We start from the raw sequence: 523 nt of genomic DNA on the forward strand, positions 1-523 counted from the left end.
GGCAAGTCTTAAGCCTTCTGCCAGACTCACTGCAAAACAGAAGACCGTATTAGGGGTAATGATTGCCGGAATCATCGTCACCGAAACCCTTTGCTGGGCTGCATTTGAGCGCAGAAGCCTTGGCAAATTCAAACCCACCCGACTTTGCTGGGTTTTTTACTCGGCAAAAATAGCCTGGCACTCCTTGCTACAAGCCAGTGTTCGCAACATATTGAACCATTACAATATCAACAGCGGTGTCCTTGATTTTGATGATTCTGGCAAGAAACGATCTAAAAGAACAACCCGCATTACTGGTGCTCATAAGGTCAAAGATAAAGCCACAGGCGGTTACTTTAACGGTCAACAGCTGGTGTTTATGGTGTTGGTGACTGATGTCGTCACAATTCCTGTGGGGTTCCGTTTCTTTGAGCCAGACCCGGTATTGTCTGCCTGGAGGAAGAAAGACAAGCAACTAAGGCTCAAGGGCGTCGCTAAACAAGATCGTCCCAAACGCCCAAAACTGGATCATCAGCGTTATCCG

The 523-nt window shown here is 47.6% G+C and carries 1 protein-coding gene; it reads left to right on the plus strand.

The window, feature by feature from the left end; translation table 11 throughout:
• Window positions 1-58: 58 nt before the first annotated feature.
• Window positions 59-523, plus strand: a 465-nt coding sequence (locus CWC16_RS19485; protein ID WP_212747456.1) for a hypothetical protein, incomplete at its 3' end; no start/stop codon positions are given.

Origin of the sequence: Pseudoalteromonas sp. S3776, assembly GCF_005886915.1 — a bacterium.
GTDB lineage: Bacteria > Pseudomonadota > Gammaproteobacteria > Enterobacterales > Alteromonadaceae > Pseudoalteromonas.